At 53.4% G+C, this 17,687-nt stretch carries 18 protein-coding genes; 10 read left to right on the top strand and 8 right to left on the bottom strand.

Annotated elements, in window-relative coordinates; genetic code table 11:
- Window positions 1–471: 471 nt before the first annotated feature.
- From AABA21_RS13065 to AABA21_RS13090, 7 genes are all read right to left on the bottom strand, one after another.
- Complete coding sequence (locus tag AABA21_RS13065; protein ID WP_338250604.1) at window positions 472–1,500, bottom strand: ABC transporter permease; 1,029 nt, start codon at window positions 1,498–1,500, stop codon at window positions 472–474.
- A 17-nt stretch (window positions 1,501–1,517) separates the two neighbouring features.
- Window positions 1,518–3,041 carry a sugar ABC transporter ATP-binding protein gene (locus AABA21_RS13070; RefSeq protein ID WP_338250606.1) on the bottom strand — a complete coding sequence of 508 codons (1,524 nt, stop codon included), beginning with the start codon at window positions 3,039–3,041 and terminating at the stop codon, window positions 1,518–1,520.
- Between the two features lies 1 nt (window position 3,042).
- Window positions 3,043–4,083, bottom strand: a complete 1,041-nt coding sequence (locus AABA21_RS13075; RefSeq protein WP_338250609.1) for an ABC transporter substrate-binding protein — start codon at window positions 4,081–4,083, stop codon at window positions 3,043–3,045.
- Between the two features lie 177 nt (window positions 4,084–4,260).
- Window positions 4,261–4,611, bottom strand: coding sequence for a PfkB family carbohydrate kinase (locus AABA21_RS39360; protein WP_420917111.1), 351 nt, complete (start codon window positions 4,609–4,611; stop codon window positions 4,261–4,263).
- Window positions 4,541–5,275 (bottom strand): carbohydrate kinase family protein, encoded by a 735-nt coding sequence (locus AABA21_RS13080; RefSeq protein ID WP_338250612.1) that lies wholly within the window; start codon window positions 5,273–5,275, stop codon window positions 4,541–4,543. The genes AABA21_RS39360 and AABA21_RS13080 overlap by 71 nt, the downstream gene beginning before the upstream one ends.
- A gap of 240 nt (window positions 5,276–5,515) precedes the next feature.
- On the bottom strand, window positions 5,516–6,886 hold the full coding sequence (locus AABA21_RS13085) for an ISKra4 family transposase (RefSeq protein ID WP_338250614.1): 1,371 nt from the start codon (window positions 6,884–6,886) through the stop codon (window positions 5,516–5,518).
- On the bottom strand, window positions 6,834–7,193 hold the full coding sequence (locus tag AABA21_RS13090; protein WP_338250616.1) for a hypothetical protein: 360 nt from the start codon (window positions 7,191–7,193) through the stop codon (window positions 6,834–6,836). Before AABA21_RS13090 ends, AABA21_RS13085 begins: the two co-directional genes overlap by 53 nt.
- Before the next feature lie 761 nt (window positions 7,194–7,954).
- On the opposite strand from AABA21_RS13090, the gene AABA21_RS13095 reads away from it, so the two are divergent.
- Together AABA21_RS13095 and AABA21_RS13100 are read left to right on the top strand one after the other, a co-directional pair.
- On the top strand, window positions 7,955–11,551 hold the full coding sequence (locus tag AABA21_RS13095; RefSeq protein WP_338250618.1) for a LamG-like jellyroll fold domain-containing protein: 3,597 nt from the start codon (window positions 7,955–7,957) through the stop codon (window positions 11,549–11,551).
- A gap of 255 nt (window positions 11,552–11,806) precedes the next feature.
- Window positions 11,807–12,094 carry a hypothetical protein gene (locus AABA21_RS13100; RefSeq protein WP_338250620.1) on the top strand — a complete coding sequence of 96 codons (288 nt, stop codon included), beginning with the start codon at window positions 11,807–11,809 and terminating at the stop codon, window positions 12,092–12,094.
- Between the two features lie 478 nt (window positions 12,095–12,572).
- On the opposite strand, the gene AABA21_RS13105 is transcribed toward AABA21_RS13100, so the two are convergent.
- Window positions 12,573–12,746, bottom strand: coding sequence for a hypothetical protein (locus tag AABA21_RS13105; protein WP_338250622.1), 174 nt, complete (start codon window positions 12,744–12,746; stop codon window positions 12,573–12,575).
- Between AABA21_RS13105 and AABA21_RS13110 the strand changes: the two genes are divergently transcribed.
- The 8 genes from AABA21_RS13110 to AABA21_RS13135 all read left to right on the top strand — a co-directional run bounded on the left by AABA21_RS13110 (window position 12,745) and on the right by AABA21_RS13135 (window position 17,606).
- Window positions 12,745–12,921: a hypothetical protein gene (locus AABA21_RS13110; RefSeq protein WP_338250624.1), complete on the top strand. Its 177-nt coding sequence runs from the start codon at window positions 12,745–12,747 to the stop codon at window positions 12,919–12,921. The two genes, AABA21_RS13105 and AABA21_RS13110, sit on opposite strands and share 2 nt — an antisense overlap.
- A gap of 22 nt (window positions 12,922–12,943) precedes the next feature.
- Window positions 12,944–13,366, top strand: a complete 423-nt coding sequence (locus AABA21_RS13115) for a cupin domain-containing protein (protein ID WP_338250626.1) — start codon at window positions 12,944–12,946, stop codon at window positions 13,364–13,366.
- 15 nt (window positions 13,367–13,381) lie between these two features.
- Window positions 13,382–13,540 (top strand): hypothetical protein, encoded by a 159-nt coding sequence (locus AABA21_RS13120; protein ID WP_338250628.1) that lies wholly within the window; start codon window positions 13,382–13,384, stop codon window positions 13,538–13,540.
- The gene (locus AABA21_RS39365) at window positions 13,524–13,700 is read left to right on the top strand and encodes a DoxX family protein (RefSeq protein ID WP_420917112.1); all 177 of its coding nucleotides are present in this window, start codon (window positions 13,524–13,526) and stop codon (window positions 13,698–13,700) included. The genes AABA21_RS13120 and AABA21_RS39365 overlap by 17 nt, the downstream gene beginning before the upstream one ends.
- A gap of 135 nt (window positions 13,701–13,835) precedes the next feature.
- Window positions 13,836–14,048, top strand: coding sequence for a hypothetical protein (locus AABA21_RS13125; protein WP_338250630.1), 213 nt, complete (start codon window positions 13,836–13,838; stop codon window positions 14,046–14,048).
- A gap of 20 nt (window positions 14,049–14,068) precedes the next feature.
- Entirely contained in the window at window positions 14,069–14,158 is a 90-nt protein-coding gene (locus AABA21_RS39370; protein ID WP_420917152.1) for a hypothetical protein, read from the top strand.
- Window positions 14,159–14,397: 239 nt separating this feature from the next.
- The gene (locus tag AABA21_RS13130; RefSeq protein WP_338250631.1) at window positions 14,398–16,800 is read left to right on the top strand and encodes a DUF6788 family protein; all 2,403 of its coding nucleotides are present in this window, start codon (window positions 14,398–14,400) and stop codon (window positions 16,798–16,800) included.
- Window positions 16,767–17,606, top strand: coding sequence for a helix-turn-helix transcriptional regulator (locus AABA21_RS13135; protein ID WP_338250634.1), 840 nt, complete (start codon window positions 16,767–16,769; stop codon window positions 17,604–17,606). The genes AABA21_RS13130 and AABA21_RS13135 overlap by 34 nt, the downstream gene beginning before the upstream one ends.
- Window positions 17,607–17,687 lie beyond the last annotated feature (81 nt).

Here is a 17,687-nt window from a genome sequence, read left to right on the forward strand (position 1 = left end):
TTTTTCATGGAAAGAGGCACATCCTTTGTGCATTTTGCTCTGCTATGAATTTCAAGCATGCATTGTTTTGATGAGCTTAAAATTTTTTGCAATGCGACCGGATATTGAAGATCGGTGACGGATGGTTATTCATCTCAATGCACGAAACTTGATCAAGACATGGTTTGCACATACCGCTAGTAATGCTTGCGATGTAACGTACCTGGTAAAATGGTTCTTCCGCATAAATGGTGCTCAGCAATACAGTAAAATAGAAGCGGGTGAGCCTGAGAAACAGATTGAAGCATAGTTCTGTCTCGGGGGCCACATACAAAACAAACGTCTGTCCACGGGCGTCCTATGAACGTTTTGAGCCAATCGTTGCAATTGCTGAGCACCATTTATGCGGAAGAATCCTTTTATTGGGTACTTTACACCCCCTAAGGAGGTGGCCTAATTTCGGCGCCCAGGGGATTTTCGTAGGAACGTCAATTATGCTGGCCGACGAGCAAAACTAATGGCACGCCCCTGCAGATGATCAAAGTACACTGCCAGAATGATGAGTAAGCCGATAGCAATTTGTAGGTAGAATGGATCGATACTAAGCAGGTTACCTCCATTTGCTAGCATACCCATAATAAGGGCACCTATTACAGCCCCACTAACCCGGCCTTTCGCACCTGAGAGGCTCGCCCCACCTATGACAGCACCGGCAATAGCCTGCAATTCATATCCAGATCCGGCAGTCGGAATACCCGCTCCTAGACGTGAGCTCATAAGGACACCAGCCAGTCCAGCCAGTAAACCGCTAATACAATACACCACAATAAGCACAGTATTTACTGGCACACCGGAAAGGCGTGCAGACTCAGCATTAGAGCCAACAGCATAAACATAGCGCCCGAAAACCGTTCGTTCAAGTACGAATGCGGATACGAGGGCAACCAGGAGGAGAATCCAGAATAGACTGGGTAAACCAAGGAAAAAGCCATTGGCAATAGCATTGAAGCTGTCAGGAAGGGGAGCAACGGTTTTGGCTCCAGTTAAGAGGAGCACCAGTCCTCGTGCAACGCCAAGCATACCCAGGGTAGCGATAAATGGAGGAAGTTTCAGACGCGCTACGAGCAAACCATTGATCAAGCCCGCAACCAATCCGACAGCTAATCCTGCCAGAATAGCCAGCGGAATGGGTACTCTAGCAACGAGAAGGAGTGCTGTCACACCTCCGCTTAAGCCAAGGATAGAACCCACTGACAGATCAATACCACCGGTCAGGATAACAAATAGCTGACCGATTGAAAGGATCGCGAATACTGTCACTTGTCGAACAAGGTTATCGAGATTGGTAACGGTGAGAAACGTACCCGTTGTCAGAATAAGCGCCGCAATGAAGATCAGTAGGACCAGGATACCACCACTTTCCCTCCCCAAACTGATGGGGGTTCGCTGTTCTACCGCCTGTGGCTGTTGTTTTGTCGTTATAGCTTGTTGCGAGGTGGGAGGAATGTCAGAAGATGCCATAAATTGTCTCCTCTCTGCTATGCATTTGTAGAAGTGGGAGCGCTACTTGCCAGATGTAATACTGCTTCCTCTGTTGCTTCTTCCGCTGTTATTTCTCCAGTTACTCCAAGATCATGCAGGACTATAACTCTATCGCAGATTCCGAGCAATTCGGGCAAATACGACGAGACGACAACAACTCCCAGGCCTTGTGAGACCAGGTCACCAATAATTTGATAGATGTCTGCCTTGGCTCCAACATCAACGCCCTTCGTTGGCTCGTCCAGTAGCAGGACCTTCACCCTGGTTGCCAGCCAGCGACTGAACAATATCTTCTGTTGATTTCCACCAGAGAGCGATGAGATGGTCTGCTCACTTGAGTGGTATCGTAAACGTAAGCGAGGCACCAGTTGTTGAAACAAGGAATGCTCTTTTTTGCTCGAGATGACGCCAAGCTTAGAAACAGCCCCCAGATTCGCGATGGTCACATTTTCTCTGAGTGAGAGGTCCGCCAGGATGCCTAACACTTTACGATCTTCCGTAAGCAAACCAAGTCCGGCGTTCACTGCTTGAGCAGGAGACCCCGGGCGAAGGAGAGCTCCATCAACATACACCTTTCCAGCGTCAATGGGATCAGCACCAAAAATCGCGCATACTGTTTCAGTGCGACCCGCACCGACTAGACCTCCCAGGCCAACAATCTCTCCGGCATGAACATCAAAGCTAATAGGATAAGGGCTACCCTGTAAACGGAGACCCTGAACCGATAATAACGTTTTCCCAAATTGCTTACGCTCTCTGTGTGGGTAAAGCGCCTCGATCTGGCGTCCCACCATTGAGCTAATCAATGTATCATGCGTAAATTGGCTTGTGGAGCCTGACGTAATGAATTGTCCATCACGCAATACAGTGATACGATCACCAATTTCAAAGATCTCTTCAAGCCGATGCGTCACATAGAGAATGGCAACCCCTTCCTCTGTCTTAATGCGTTGAATGAGTCGCAAAAGGTGCTGTGCATCCTCATCGGAAAGAGATGTTGTTGGCTCGTCAAAGATGACGATACGGGCATTGGCACCCAGCACTTTGGCAATCTCTACCATCTGACGCGTAGCAAGGGGAAGATCGGAGACGTAAGCAGCGGGATCAACCCTGTTTAAGCCAACACGCTCAAGCATACGGATCGCACGTGCGCGCAGCTCCTTTCTGTTAACAATCCCTTTGAAAGTCGGTAGGTGCCCCATAAGCAGATTTTCCTCAACGGAAACTTCGGGCAGTAAACTCAATTCTTGATAGACAACACCAACTCCAAGTTCCCTGGCCTGGGCAGGTGTTGGCGAACCAATATTCTGCCCATCAATGAGGTATTCACCACCATCACGCGAGATAGCCCCCGTCATGATTTTAATCAGTGTTGATTTGCCCGCCCCGTTTTCTCCTGCCAGACAAAGGACCTCTCCTCGATGCATGTCAAGCGAAACATCTTTGAGCACTTGAACGGGTCCAAAGGACTTAGAAACATGTTTTAGTTGAACAAGCGGTGATGACGTTGCTATGGCCATATCACGATTTCCCCTTCGTGGCAGGAGGCTTCAACAACTTTTGAACCTCAGGAGTATTCATATTGCTCGAATCTACCAGGACCGCTCCCGGATCCAAACTGGGCGGAGCATACCTTCCTTGAGCACTCATAGCAGCGGTGACAACCCCATGATACCCAAAGTAATAAGGATTTTGAACCACAATAGCCTTCAATGTGCCATCCTTTATGGCAGCTATCTCTTGAGGATCAGAATCAAAGCCAACCGCTACGATACGATCTTTGGCTTTATTCTCCTGGAGGGACTGCGCGACGCCATTAGCAGAAACGTTGTTATCAGCAAAGATTCCAACGAGGCGAGAATTGACGGAAACCACATCGTTTGTCTGGGAGAGCGCTGTCGCTGTATCATTGTTATTGTAACGATGAGCAGTAACTTTCAGATCTGGGAAACGCGCTTTCAATTGATTCTGGAACCCTTTATCGCGATCAGTAAGCGATTGAACACCTGCAACTGACGACTCGATAAGTATGTCACCAGAGTTTACACCCTTCTGCTGGAGAAGTTCACCAAGTTTGTCTGCAGCCTGAGCACCCGCTTTCACATTATCTGTGCCAACAAAACCATCGCTAGGCACAGTTGCTCGTGTATCAACTGTAATAACTTTAACATTCTTGCTGCGCGCCCGCGAAATTGCTCCGTTAAGCGCATATGAAGATGACGGAGCAAGCACGATGGCATCAACATTACGCGAAATCGAGTTTTCAATCAGGCGTGCCTGATCAGAGACATCGGCTTCAGAAGTAGCCCCGAAGAGGCCAACCTGAAGCCCCCAGTCCTTTCCTGCTGCCTGAGAACCTGCTAGCATGGCCTGCCAGAATTGGGAGTCGGTTGCCTTAACAATAACGTCTATATGCTTGCTAGAAGCGGGAGCATTCGCAGCACTTGCCTGTAATGCAGTCGAAACGAACAGACGAGAGATCAAAACACCGATGATGAAGGCCACCAGAGAAATCGCGGCCACAGTAGAAAGCGTAAAGGGGGTCTTAAAAAACCTGGACATACACTGCTCCTTTGCTGTAGAAAGTCCGTCTGTATTCACTCTGTGTTTGCCAAATCACAGCTATATACAAGGAGAAGCGTTATGAAGAAGAATTCCTACGAAAGAGCAGTGCACGCAACAAGTAGTACAGATAAACGGGCAATCATCCCCGCTGCCACGCTGATCACATGATGCACATTACCCCTGGTTGTCCAATTGCATTGAAGCCATCACACTGAGAACTTCATGCATGTAAGGGAATGATGAGATGCCGCCATACCGCGTACAGCTAAGTCCCGCTACGTGATTTGCAAGTGTGCCTAGATTATGGATATCACGCTCTGAAAGTGTGGGCAGTTCAACCGGTGTGCTCATACCTTGCTGAACAAGCTGGTACAAAATCGCACCCATAAATGCATCACCTGCTCCTGTGGTATCTACTGGCCGAACCAGCATCGCAGGTACCTCTACCTGGTGGTTATGGGTAAACAACGAAGCACCGCGAGGTCCACATGTGATGATGACCAGGCCCTTTCTCCAGGAGCGCATCTCCTAATCTACTCAGTTCGTTGAGCTCTAATGTATCTGCCGCAAAATGTCCTTTCTCCTCTATGAGAAATCCAGCCTCTTCTGTACTCAATTTGAGGATATCGCTCTGCTCAACAACTTTTGTCATAATGTTGCGTATCGTTGAGGGGGAACCCCAAAGTGCTGGACGAATGTTGGCATCAAATGAGACAATAGAACCAGCCTGATGTGTATGCTCAATTGCAGCAAGAGTTGCTGATCGTCCTGGCTCGGTAGAAAGTAAGACACCACCTACATGACAAACTGCGGCGTCATTCCAGGCATTCCAATTTAGATCCTCCACGCGTAACTGACTATCGGCAGTCTGCTCACGAAAGAAGGTAAAATATCTTTGCCCATCAGGATGTAAAGTCACCAGTGCTACAGTCGTGAGCATGGTTCTGGCTAAATGAGTATAGCGAACATCAACATTATTATCGACGAGCGCCTGCATCAATAGTTGGCCGAACTGATCTTCAGAAACCGCCCCGATAAATCTCACAGATCCACCCAGACGTGCAATAGCGACCGCGACATTAGCTGTTGCGCCCCCGGCATGAGGAGCATAACAAGCCTCACCCAGTCGTACTTGTTTTACTGGGATGAAATCGATGAGAAGTTCACCCAAACTAATAATATGTTTCATAGCTGCACCTCATCAATTGAGAGCGCTATATCAAGGGTATATTCTACGTGAATTAGTCTAGCCAGTAATCACACGTTCTTGCTTGCCAGGAAGCTTCAAATTTGCTAGCCTGAGCCGTTTCCTCGTTTAGACGTGGGTTCGGGTCTTGCGCCCGATTTTTACCTCCCCGTTCGATTATGTACCAAGAAAGGCAATAACGTAGGTTTGGGTCTTGCGCCCGATTTTTACCTCCTCATTCGATTATACACCAAAAACACGATTATTTTGGGGGTAACATGCGCGGAGGGAAAATCGGGCGCAAGACCCAAACCTACGATGTACGTTTCTCGTTGTCTTTCTCTGTGCAAAAATTTGACGCTCACCCTTGTTGGAAGGGTGTCCTTCATTTTTTGCAGAGCCATCTTGAAGCATGCGATGCGAAAAGGTTTGCCTTCCCCAGCGTTTTTGCCCCTCGGTTCGTCCTTTGCGAGAAGAAGGTTGTGGAGCAAACGTTGAGGAAGGCAACCGCAGACAGATGTGCAGAATGAGCGCTCGCTGCTCTTGCGCGCAGCGAGCGCGTCGCTGGAGGCTCCGCTGCTGTCGTTGGGCATGTCGATGATCGTTGCGCCAGCGTTGCTGATACTGCCAACTTTCTTCCCAGCGCTCGTTACACATGTCTCCCCGTAAGGCGAGCATGGGATTGACAGTGCCCGGCTCCCAATGCATGCCTGCTCCCTTGAGACGTGCTTGCATCACCACTTTGTTGGCTCTTTCGACCATCCCTGAGCCAATGGGCCATCCTTGGGCTTGAAACTGCGGATAGTTCATCTGCGCCAGACGCTTGCCGAAGTAGCGGAGCGCATCGGTGACCGCTGGCAAAGGCCGAGCACGTTTCCACCATTGCAGATGTTCCATGATGCGCTCTGGACCCGCATGTTTGAGCTCATGAAGAACCACATTGAGCCATCGCTCAGGGACATGATAGCCCTGCTGTGGTCCTTGTTCAGCGACCTGACCGAGATAGTGGGCTGCATGAGCAAAATCTAAGATGCGAACCGCATCATGGCGATGTCCATCCACAAAGCCTTGCAACCACTCGGCTCCGTCCTGGATGGCACACACCTGTCTGGCCTGTGCGATCCCTCGTCGCGTTACTTCCGCCGAAGCCAGATCCGCAAAGATCGTCGCATCCGTCAACCGCGCGAAGGAGCTGTGCTGCTCGGTTTTCGCTGTTGAGCGGTTCACCTGAGCAAATACGGCCATTTTCACTTCGCCCCAGACCCCACCGCGCAAGGGCACCATCCCGCCATCGCTGCCCATCGCCATCTGCTCAACGACTAGGGCGGCAGGAAGAGGGAAACGAGGTCGGGCTGCTGAGGGATGGGCTTGTTCGCTTTGGATCTCCTCGGCGATGTGTCCTGCCTCGATGGTGCAGCGCCGGACGCTGGCCTCGCTGATGCGAATGCCAAGCAACGCCTGCACTTCTTTGGTGGCTTGCGCAAAAGGCAGATGCGTTCCTAAGCGAACCAGACTGTGATGGGCGTGAGGTAACAACGTGGTGGGAGGCAGTTGCAGTTGCTCATCGAGGGGGAAAAAAGCTGTATCCGCAGGCGGGGCAGCTCTGGTAATCACGGCTCACGCTCACTTCTTGCTGTCCTCGCGTTTGAAAGGTTCGCTCATGCGTCCCTCGTTGATGCATGCGTGTGCCGCATTGCGGACACGATCGTGGCCCGTGTTGGGTGGTTTCCCTCTCCGCTTGAGCAATCTCTTCAATGATGCGCGCCCGTACCTGATCGAGTTGGGCATCAATGGCGGCTTCAATTTCGGCCAGGGTGGCTTTGGGATGCTCTTTCTGCCATTGGGCAAGTGTGTGAAAGGCTTCTTGACTTTGTTGCTGCCAGCGCTGCTCCAGGTCTTCCGACTTCATGATCGTGTCCACCTTTCTCTTCCTTGGGGTTCGAACCTGTTTCTATCGTACCATTTTGGCTCTGCAAAAAAATGAAGGACACCCGAGTGACAGAGTGACAGGGGAGAACTGGCCCGCTGCGTACCATGTCGTCAAGCATGAGGGGGCAGCGGGCCAGCACTGTTGTTGTAAGTATAGCATAGGGAGCAAGCAGCCTGTGAAAGCATTGGAGTGTGCCAGGAAGGTGATGTTTTTTTGTGTAGCAAATGCGACGGTGCAGCTTTTGCCTGATCGTCTGGAGCGGCCTTTGCATCAGAAACAGCCTGAAATGATCTGCATTAATCCCTTCCCATTGCCGGTTTTCTGGCGCTGTTACAGCATGCTCAAATTTCGTGTAAGATTCTTACAGGTTTATGGCCGTGTTTGCCTCACAAAAGCCTTTCATCTCTCTTTTATAGGCATAAAATCAATAGTCACATGCCATGACTGCTATTCTCGTCAAGATGTTTTAGCATGCTATATACAAAAAAGGCAAAGCGCCATCGTCTAAATGAGTGTATAGCAGAAGCTGTGTTTTTTTCATTGTGCTACTGTCTGGTGTTACTACCTGAATTTGTAAGGGAGGTATGACGAGGTTTGTAGTCGAAGATCTGATGACGAGGAGACGTTGTAAACGTAGAGAAGCATCGACTGATCTCTGCCCCTTCTTGCCCGGAGAAGTCCGGGGCAAAGCCAGGAGTTTAACGCTCAACTCAGAGATCAGTGGAACTCACGGAACGAGAGAGAAACAAACGATGGCTATATCTCTAATATTTGGGATGATGAATGGACGGTGGCAGAACCTCAACGCCGGGACCCTTGGCCTCACCGATGCCGGCGATTGGAATCGACCTCAATACTACAGCACCTTGCGCTTAGCCGACATCAACGGGGATGGGCAAGCCGAATTGCTTGTGCGCGGCGCAGATAGTTTGCACACCTTCGCCTTCAATCGTGCAATTAACCAGTGGCAGGACATCAACGCCCCCATTCTGGGCATGGATGACGCCAACGGCTGGGGCCAGTCACAATATTACGAAACGCTACGGACGGCGGACATCAACGGTGATGGACAGGCCGAACTCATCTTCCGTGGCCCCTACGGCCTCTTCACTTACGCCTTCGACCGCGCGCATAAACAATGGTACGACCTCAACGCCGGGGCTCTCGGCCTCACCGATACCGGAGGTTGGAACCAGTCCCAATACTATAGCACCCTGCACCTGGCCGATATCGATGGCGATAGACAGGCCGAACTTATCGTACGTGGCGCCGCGGGTCTGTCCACCTATGCGTTCAACCCAACCAGTGGGCGCTGGTATGACCTCAACGCCGGGACCCTTGGCCTCACCGATGCCGGTGGCTGGAATCGACCTCAATACTACAGCACCTTGCGCTTAGCCGACATCAACGGGGATGGGCAAGCCGAATTGCTTGTGCGCGGCGCAGATGGTCTGCATACCTTCGCCTTCAATCGTGCAATTAATCAGTGGCAGGACATCAACGCCCCCATTCTGGGCATGGATGATGCCAACGGCTGGGGCCAGTCACAATATTACGAGACGTTGCGGGTGGCGGACATCAACGGTGATGGACAGGCCGAACTCATCTTCCGTGGCCCCTATGGCCTCTTCACCTACGCCTTCAACCGCGCGCATAAACAATGGTACGACCTCAACGCCGGGGCTCTCGGCCTCACCGATACCGGAGGTTGGAACCAGCCCCAATACTATAGCACCCTGCGGCTGGCTGATATCGATGGCGATGGACAGGCTGAACTGCTGGTACGCGGTGGAGATGGCCTGCATACCTTCGCCTTTGACACAGGCAGTCAGAAATGGACCAACCTGGACGCGGGACCTCTCGGGCTAGCTGATACGCACCACTGGGACATCGCCCCCTATTATTCCACCATCCAGGCCGCCGATATCGATGGCGATGGACAATCTGAGTTGCTCGCTCGCAGCGACTCTGGCCTCGTCAGTTGGCACTACAACCCGGCGTCAGTAAACCTCCCCGTGCTGTTCCAGGCCTCCAACAACAAAACCTCAGACGGCTATGAAGTCTCCTATCGTTTTGACCCGGACCCGGCGCTTCCCAAGGGAGTCTTCTCAGTGCAACAGATCGTGCAGATGCCCGCAGGCGATTCCACTCTATTTACTTGCAGGCTCGTCAACAGCCAGGGTTACCAGGTAGGGAATCCTCTGCAGACCAGTGCTGCCAATGCCGGAGTTCCCGCCCCCTTACCGCTATCAGCACTACCCGGACGCTTCGCCATCGCGTACCTCAATCGCCAGAACAGCGGCCTCCCTGATCTGGTCATCCCCATCCTCCTACCAGACGAACTGGCGACGCGGGCGAACCAGAATCGCCTCACGTTTATCTGGTCGCCGGTTCCTCATAATTGGCCAGTTATCACCACGGTCCTAAACAACGAGGTAGCCCTCGCATGCAACGGGAGCAGCGTGTACGCCGACATCGGCAACCCGGACAATTTGCAAATCACCAACCAGATTGCGTTGCAAGCCTGGATTAAGCCCACTGCCTATGATGGCTTGCGCAACATCATCGTCCATGGTTATAGCGCTGCTCCTGAAGGTGAAGTGTATCTGCGGATCACCAACGGGCAGTATCAGGTTGGCTCCTGGAATGGCGCGGATCATGTGGCAGCGTCTCCCATGCCCCTTTCCGATCTTGGACGCTGGGTACACCTGTGTGGCGTCTATGACGGGACGCAATGGGTGCTGTATCGCAACGGCCAACTTGTAGCGACCAGGCAGGATGCAACTGGAGCCGTTCAAGTACAGGCTTCGTGGGCGATAGGTGCTCGCGGAGGGGGAGGTGAACGGTTCTTCAGTGGTTCCCTCCGCCGTATCGCGCTTTGGAAGACAGCTCGCACAGCCCAACAAGTCATGAACGACATGCTCTCCTCTCCATCCCAAGGCGATCCGGACCTGGCGGTCTACTGGCCATTGGACGATGGACGTTCACCGCTGCCCCCGGACCCGGCAAAACCATCTGATACTGCCGGTTCCATTGGACGAGATCTTAAGATCGCTACTGTGATGGGAGCTACTACGTCACCGTGGTCTGAACCACAAAGCCTGGCTCCACTGATGATGCTTCCACAAACCCCTCTCATGGTTTTCACAACCCCGGCACAGCAATTAGCGTATACGATCATTGGCTCGCAGATCTCTGACAACGGCCCTGTTCCCGGTAACGACATCCGCCGCACCTATGTCAATCTAAATAATTTTGGGGACTTTTCCACGTGGAGTGGTCGGCTGCTCCAAGTGGACAATCCTCTGATAGGGGTAACCCTGGAAGACTGGAAATCAGAGGATTGGACGGTTGTGCGCAATACCTTAGCCGCAGAACTAGACAACGTGCATAAGGTCTGGCAACTGTATAATCATACGAATGCTCTCCTCAATCAGTTGTTGATGATCCAGGGAGATATGCTGAAAAAAGTAGCTGACAAGCTAAACGCTGCCCTCACCGCTGCACCGGCGGCGAGTGATTCATCTGGCGCCTGGCTCAGCATCATCCTGGGTGATGCGCTGGCCATACTAAGTGTCGTACCAGAGGCAAAGGTGGGGCAGATGGCTTTGCTTGCCGGGTCGGACATCGTTGGATTATTGCCATCAGTGACTAACAATCAGTCCACGATCTCGTCGTTAGATCCTTCCCTTCCTCAACAGATCAAAGACCAGCTAAACGCTGCCTATCAAACGCTGCTCACACTGAACGGTCAACGAACCAACCGGATACTTATGGATGGACTACTGCTCCCGATTGTAGGGCGCCTGGCTCAGACGATTTGGAGTTGGCAAGCCACCGATTTTGGCCAACTCCCGGATTTAGTCAAGGATAAATACAGGCTCAGCTTTTACCAGAAGTTGCTCCCTACCCAATATGTGGTGAGTGAATGGATGAATCATGTGACAGACAAACCGATCATTTATCCACTAGACGCCCACCCTTTTTCTGGTACACCTCCACAGGCCTACTGGGTCACGCCGTCCTCGCAGAAAAGCTGGGTCGCGCCGGATGTGCAGAAACAATATGGTTTTGGCAGTTACAATCTCTACATCATCCATACGCCCGGTGATCCCTACGGGGGTACCGACTGGCATGGTTACCCTGGCATAACAAGGCGATCGTCCACCCCTATCAATCCAGCGAATTATCCTTCTGAGGATATAACACAGGAGCTGTTTGAGACGTTGGGGGCCTCTCAGGCAGACTTTTTCACCTGCACCAACGGATGGGAAGGTATTTCCTTCACGGCCCAAGAGATACACGTTAATTTTACGGATCCAGTTACCATCGGTGAGTCCCCAATCTAAATGTGAATCTCAAAATTCGGTGAGGAAAATTCTGGTTAAGACCTGCTTGTACAGTGGCTTGATTCCCATGACCATGGGAATGGTGGTGCGCCCTAACTGTTTTTCTCTGTTGTTGTAAAGAATGCGCACAGCGCATTCTTTACAACAACAGACCATGAGACATCCCGAATTTTAAGGTCGGGTTTGTAAAAAGACACCTCCTGAGAGAGACTGAAGAAAGATTGGAACATACAGTCAATCCAGGAGGCGTTGTTTTTGTCTTCTCAATATCTCACACAGCTTGAAGAGCCACAAACTCCACCATATTTCCCGGCTGAGATGGCTGAGGGATTGTATGCTGATCTGGCTCGGTTTCTGACCCCGTTGCTCATAGAAATTGATACCCGTATCGACAAACGACTGGTGCGCACAATGTTGCAAACCGTGATGGTGATCTTGACCTTCCGTGATCGGGTTAATGGCTTGCTGCTCTCGGAAATGGGCGGCTATCTGGAAACGCCCGACAGAGCTCCAGCAGGCACCAAGCGCCTTTCCCGGCTGTAGCATTGTTCCAAATGGTCCGCTGAGCTGATCCGCTCGTATCTGTGGCATCGAGCCAACCAGCGCCTCATGAGCTGGAAACAGCGGGGAAAGGATGTGCTGGTGCTGTGGGATGAAAGCGCCTGGGAGAAGCCAGAAATTATCGCTTCGGATGATCTTGCCCTGGTGCGCTCAAGTATGTAAATGCGAAAAATACATGAGCACTTTTTTTCGTGGTGGACTGGGGAGAAAGAGGGAAAGGCGAAAAGGGAGGGAAAACGCGTGGGGAGAGGACAGGGGCCGATGGAGGGAGGAGAAGGAGCGCTCAAACAGCGAAGAAAAAAGCAGCCCAAATACATATGGAATTGACTGTGCCAGCCTCCTTGTGTCATGCTTTGAACAATACGTGAGGTGAAAATGTGAACAATACGTGAGAGTGGAACAAGGTGAGCAGGCCCGGCACGGTGCCGGGCCTGCTCACCTTGTTCGTTGTTAGAGGCCGTTATGGCTCCAATGGTTCCACCGGGGCGCATAGGAGTGCGGCCAGCTGGGCGGTGTGGATGGTGGCACCAGGGAACGAAGTGAGCACGTAGGTGACGATGCGTTGGAGATCGGCGTCGACGCGCTGGGGGCGAGGCAAAGGCATGGCCTGCAGGCATGTCCAGAGGGTTATCATGCGAGGGATAGTGCAGGCCGCGCAGGGCGCGTTGCTGTGTGATCGAGAGACCGGAGTGCTGACGGTGGAGACGAAGGGTGTGGCCAAGAAAGCCAGGGGCGCTGGCGGCGAAGGCATACCAGACGGTGAGGAGAGTGGTGTCGTCGATCATCATGGTGTCTTTTCGATTTTATAAAGCCTCCAGAAGCGGCGCATACATGTGGTTTCACTTGAACCATACAGTCGCTGCGCTCAGTATCATGCGCACGACGATGGGAGCAGATCTGGAGGGAGCCAGGCCGCACACGTATCACCAGTCAGCTGAACTCTTCTACCTGCTTGATGGTCAGCTCCAATTGCTCGCAAGAGATCAGGTGATCATTGCCAGCAAAGGATATCGGGTGGTGATCCCACCCGATATGGCCCACGCGTTTGCGACTCCTCCTGGTCACGCTGCCGATTTTCCGATCGCCCAGGCCCCAGGGCTTCCTCGCTTCGAATACTTCCGGCTCGTCGAACGCCTGAAACAGGGAGAGGCAACGCTTTCGGAACTGCTGGCCTCTCAGGAGCTCTACGACAACCACTTCCTGAAGAGCCGCACCTGGCACGTTGTCCGAAAGCAGGCTCACCACCATGAGTAAAAGATGCAGGTGTTCATGAATCTGGCACTGTGGATCGTGCAGGGATTCCTGACTGTGCTCTGTCTCGTTTCTGGGGTGCTGAAAGCTTTTCAGCCTCTGGCAACCGTTCACCGGCTCTTTTCTCTGGGCCAGTCACTCCCCTGGCGCTCTGGTGCGCGTGATTGGCGCCAGTGAACTGTTGGCTGGGATTGGACTGGTTCTGCCTTCGGTACTCTTGATCCTCCCGTGGTTGATGGTTGTTGCCGCAGCCGGACTCGTGCTATTCATGCTCTGTGCCGGCATCGTTGTTGTCCGGAATAGCTCAGTTCCCTCGGTAACATTTTCATTTGAGTGAACCGCGTCTCGTTGTGCTCTCTCAGTAACATTTTCATCTGAGTTGACACGGAGAGCGGTTTCTCTTTTTCTCTTTTTCTCGCCGTCTTGTGGTAGGTGTTGAGAGGGAAGAGAGCGTGCTGTGGTGTCGTGAGCGATGCAAAGGAGCCTGGCTCATGGTATCGTCGCCCGAAGAGGGCATCCCGCGGCAGTGAGGGATGCAGGGATACTAGGACGGGAAGCGGCCGAAGACGAGGGGAGGCGGGCCTGGTTGCCGGGCGTGCATCCAGTGGGTGAGTTCGTGCTGCGCGAAGTCGACCATGAGGGTGCGGGCCTGCTCGGGTGTCATCAGCTGGGCGCTCGATGCTAGCAGCTCAAACGCTCCAGCCAATGGGCTACACCCATGTGGTAAGTATGGCTGGTGGCTTCAATGAATGGAGCAAGCAAGGCTTCCCAATCGAAGGGGCACAGGAAAGATAAAGGTGATTACGCACGCATGTTGGGTGATATCAAAGACGTTCTGTTTTAGCAGGCACTGGCAGAAAGTGAGGTAGTTCCCATAGAATACGCCTGGTTGTTACTGACGGCAATGAAATGGTTTGATAAGCTTTGCCGGCTCCATCCTGTCTGTGCTATACTCATCGCTGTTGGGTAATCGACGTGTTGAGGATTGGAGAAGACTCGCCATCCCTCAAGAGAAGAGCAGGAGCAACGGATCGATGCCAAAATCATCGGAGCACGCCCTCATCTGGTCTGAAGAACACCAGAGATATAGCCTTCACAGGCATGGGCAACTCCAACAGTCGTTTTGTCAACAGGATGAGTCCGTGTGGCTTGCCTGGGTGCATAAGCACACAACCGTTGCTTTTCAAGGGCAAGGGGGCCACCTCAATCTCATGAAAGAGGCGCGCCCTCGCGGATCGAGCTATTGGTACGCCTATCGTCGACAGGCGGGGCGTACCCATAAGCGCTACCTGGGACCCTCAGCCAAACTGACATTTGCCCACCTGGAGCAGACCGCCAGGGAACTCACTCATTTGTCATCGCCTCCCCCTCTTGTTCTGGAATCAAGAGGGGTGCAGTCCTGGGAGTTGCGTTCCCCTCTGCTCCGGGCCAAGCTCTCCCCTCCCCGTCTACCAAGCTGGCTGGTCGAGCGCTCGCGCTTGCTCAGGGAACTGGATGCTGTACGTGCATATCCATTGACGCTTGTCAGTGCTTCTGCAGGCAGTGGAAAGACCACGCTGATCTCGGCCTGGGTAGCAGCCACGCAGAGCAGAGAGACTCGTGGGGGAAAGGCCCAGGACACGCAGTCACCCCAGCGGGCTTTTGCCTGGCTCTCGCTGGACGCACAGGATCGGGAACCGACCCGTTTCTGGACCTCGGTCATTGCGGCTCTGCGAACGAGCTTGCCCACGGTTGGGCAGACCGCTTTCGCCCTCTTACACGCACCAGAGCCACCTCCGCTCGCAACTATCCTGACGAACCTGCTGAGTGAACTTGAGCAGAGCAACCAGGATATCATTCTCATCCTTGACGACTATCATGTGATCTCTGAGTCCAGCATCTCTGAGGCTATGCTCTTCTTCCTTGAGCGCCTCCCCGCCACTGTGCACTTGGTGCTCACCACCCGTAGCGATCCTGCTCTTCCTCTCTCCCGGTGGCGTATGCGTGGACAACTGTTCGAGTTGCGCGACCAGGACCTGCGCTTTAGCCAGGCTGAAGTCGCCAGCTTTTTGTTGCAAGGCATGGATCTCCCGCTCTCTGAAGAAGAGGTGGAGATCCTGGAGACGCGCACAGAGGGCTGGATTGCCGGCCTACAACTGGCGGCCCTCTCTTTGCGCAAGCACGAGGATCGCTCGGCGTTTGTTCAGGACTTTGCGGGCTCCCATCGCTATCTGCTCGACTACGTGCAACAGGACATTCTGGTGGACTTGCCTGCCCCCTTGCAGGAGTTTTTGCAACAGACAGCCATCTTATTGCGCATGAACGCCGCCCTCTGCCAGGCGGTGACAGCGGGATCTTCGCTCCAGGCAAGCCAGCAGATGTTGGAAAAGCTCGAACGTGCCAATCTCTTTGTGGTCCCGTTAGATGACGAGCGACAGTGGTATCGCTATCACGATCTTTTTCGTGAGGTGCTCCTCGTCCGTTTGCACGCCAATCACCCAGAGCTGATCCCTCAATTACACCAACGCGCCGCCCGCTTTTATGAGGCACAGGGTGAACTGAGAGAGGCTATCACCCACGCTCTGGCCGCGACTGACTATCTTTTCGCGGTGCGCTTGATGGAGCAAGCCGCGCCCACCTTCTTGCTCAACGGTGAAGCACACGCGATGTATAGCTGGATCGTCGCGCTTCCTGATAGCATCCTGTGGCACTCTGCTCAACTTGCGCTCATCGTGACGCTGCGCCTGCTCGAATCGCTCCATAGCGTGACGGATGCGGTCTATAACGAAACGCGAACGCAGGTCGAGCAAACGCTTGCGCGCCTGGAAGAGATGCTGGGTTGTCAGGACGCACGTGTAGGCAGTTCTGAGGGCGAAGAGACGGACACGCTCATTGAATTGACCACGATAAGGCGGCGCCTGCGTCTCCTACGGGCCTGGATCGAGACGAGAGCGATTCTCAAAGGTGGTGAGAAAGAGCGTTTGTCCGCACTGGCTCGGGAGGTTGAGGAATGTGGCCAGGATGAGGAGATCTGCTGGAGCATGATTGCCTACTCCATCAAGTTCTGGCGGGTCGAGGTATTTCAGCGCGAAGGGGCGCTCTTGCTTCCCTGGTTGTTAGAAGTCAAGCAGCAAGCGCTGAAAGCAGGAGACTGGCTGGCGCGTGTCAGAGTGGGAGAATGGTTAGCCTTTGCGTATCTGAGAGCCGGGCAGTGGCAGCATGTGGAACGGGAGTGCCTGGCGGGCCTGGCCTTCGTAGAGCAGGGGGATGGGCGCACCGCCTGGGCTGGATACTTGCATTACTTTCTGTCTTGCGCTTACTACGCCTGGAACCGGTTGGATAAGGCCGCTGACGCGGTACGGCACATGTTGCGCATCGCTCATGATTGGCAGCAGGTCGATCTGCTGATAATAGGCTATAGCTTTTGGCGCAGATCGGAATGGCCTGTGGCAATCTAACCGCCGCAGATCAGGCGCTGCAGCAGGCAGAGGCGCTGACCCGGCAAGAAACCCTCGCAGGCCAGGCCCTCCTGGTGGCTGGAATGCGCGCGTGGTATTGGCTGGTAGGAGGGAATCCTGATGCGGCAAGTCGTTGGGCCGAGCAGGTCGTGTTTTCTCCACACACCTGGACGCCCAGTGACAATGACGTGTTTTTGATGCAGATTCGTGTCTATCTCGCACAGCAGCACTCTGAACGAACACTTGATCTGCTGGAGCAGTTTCGCGAACAACTCGATCGGCCTGGCAATATCGCTCTCGCTATGGAGTATCTGGCAGCCTACGCTGTCGCTCTGCACCAGGCGGGGAGGCGCGAACACGTCCAGGCCGTGATGTCCCGTTTGCTTGCAATGACGGAGCCAGAGGGTTCCCTGCGTGTGTACCTGGATGAGGGCCAGCCCATGAAAAGGGTCCTTCAGACTCTGCTCACGGTCCCACGCGGTACGCAAACCACAGATCTCTCTCCAGCCCTTTCTCGATCCTACGTGAGACGCTTGCTGACCGCCTTTGAACACCATGCGTCCAGGCCAGCGCAGCACACAAGCAGAACTGATGCCTCACCTCTTGGAGCGCGGGAACCGCTCTCGCCCCAGGAGCTCAACGTGTTGCGGCTGCTGGCTGCTGGGAGCACCTATGTCGAGATCGCCCAGGAATTGATTGTCTCCCCCAACACGATTAAAACCCAGGTTGGCAGTATCTATCGCAAGCTCGGCGTGAACCGGCGGACTCAAGCTATTGAGGCTGCCCGTCAGTTGCGCTGGCTCTAACACTCTCTGGCTGCGCCCCTCACTTGCCATCCTGATTACCCATCCGATTACCCAACAGACGTGTAATCACCTCTACAATCA

The organism is Dictyobacter halimunensis (genome assembly GCF_036245075.1).

Excerpts from the sequence above, each read along its gene's own strand:
- AABA21_RS13120 (WP_338250628.1), top strand. The coding sequence starts at position 13,382 with ATGAATCTGGCACTGTGGATCGTGCAGGGATTCCTGACTGTGCTCTGT.
- AABA21_RS13115 (WP_338250626.1), top strand. The coding sequence starts at position 12,944 with ATGTGGTTTCACTTGAACCATACAGTCGCTGCGCTCAGTATCATGCGC.
- AABA21_RS13105 (WP_338250622.1), bottom strand. The coding sequence starts at position 12,746 with ATGATAACCCTCTGGACATGCCTGCAGGCCATGCCTTTGCCTCGCCCC.
- AABA21_RS13110 (WP_338250624.1), top strand. The coding sequence starts at position 12,745 with ATGCGAGGGATAGTGCAGGCCGCGCAGGGCGCGTTGCTGTGTGATCGA.
- AABA21_RS13080 (WP_338250612.1), bottom strand. The coding sequence starts at position 5,275 with ATGAAACATATTATTAGTTTGGGTGAACTTCTCATCGATTTCATCCCA.
- AABA21_RS13065 (WP_338250604.1), bottom strand. The coding sequence starts at position 1,500 with ATGGCATCTTCTGACATTCCTCCCACCTCGCAACAAGCTATAACGACA.
- AABA21_RS13130 (WP_338250631.1), top strand. The coding sequence starts at position 14,398 with ATGCCAAAATCATCGGAGCACGCCCTCATCTGGTCTGAAGAACACCAG.
- AABA21_RS13070 (WP_338250606.1), bottom strand. The coding sequence starts at position 3,041 with ATGGCCATAGCAACGTCATCACCGCTTGTTCAACTAAAACATGTTTCT.
- AABA21_RS39370 (WP_420917152.1), top strand. The coding sequence starts at position 14,069 with ATGGGCTACACCCATGTGGTAAGTATGGCTGGTGGCTTCAATGAATGG.
- AABA21_RS13125 (WP_338250630.1), top strand. The coding sequence starts at position 13,836 with ATGCAAAGGAGCCTGGCTCATGGTATCGTCGCCCGAAGAGGGCATCCC.
- AABA21_RS39360 (WP_420917111.1), bottom strand. The coding sequence starts at position 4,611 with ATGCGCTCCTGGAGAAAGGGCCTGGTCATCATCACATGTGGACCTCGC.
- AABA21_RS13075 (WP_338250609.1), bottom strand. The coding sequence starts at position 4,083 with ATGTCCAGGTTTTTTAAGACCCCCTTTACGCTTTCTACTGTGGCCGCG.
- AABA21_RS13095 (WP_338250618.1), top strand. The coding sequence starts at position 7,955 with ATGGCTATATCTCTAATATTTGGGATGATGAATGGACGGTGGCAGAAC.